At 65.0% G+C, this 525-nt stretch carries 1 pseudogene; it reads left to right on the plus strand.

The features are described 5' to 3' along the window. Positions 1 to 254 (plus strand): annotated as a pseudogene (locus tag EOB59_RS36695) (hypothetical protein); the annotation flags it as partial. Between the last annotated feature and the right edge of the window lie 271 nt (positions 255 to 525).

Below are 525 nucleotides of genomic sequence, written 5' to 3' on the forward strand. Positions count from 1 at the left end.
AGACCGGCAACTGGGCGGCCCGGCGGTCGAAATTCGCCGACGCCGTCGACTTTGTCGGCTGGTATCATTCCAAAACGGCAGACACGTATGGCGTCGCCCGCAACGACACCTACAACCTCTATCTCGCCTATTATCTCGGCTGGACCGCCTATGGCCGCGGCAACCGGGGCGATGCCGGCGTCCAGGGCTATGCCCGGGCCACCGACAAGATGGCGCGGGACTACGCGCAGCAACTGAGCGAGTGCGGCAACTGAACTAATTCCGGGCATGAGCATTTCAACCACCCGCTGATGGACGGCATGCCTTGCCGACTAGCGGTAAACGCTCATCGCTTCGTCATCCACGGGCGGAGCAAGGAGCGCAGCGACGCAGCGCAGACCCCTGGAGCTGCTCCGCAGCCCAAGGGATCCATGCCGCGACTTCAAATCGCCGCCGCGGGCAGAAATTGTGCTCCGCTGCGCCCTCGGCTGAGGTCGCGGCATGGATCCCGGGGTCTCCGCGACGGAGCTTCGCTCCTGCTTCGCC

It is taken from the genome of Mesorhizobium sp. M7A.F.Ca.MR.176.00.0.0 (genome assembly GCF_004023165.1).
In the GTDB taxonomy this organism is placed as follows: domain Bacteria; phylum Pseudomonadota; class Alphaproteobacteria; order Rhizobiales; family Rhizobiaceae; genus Mesorhizobium.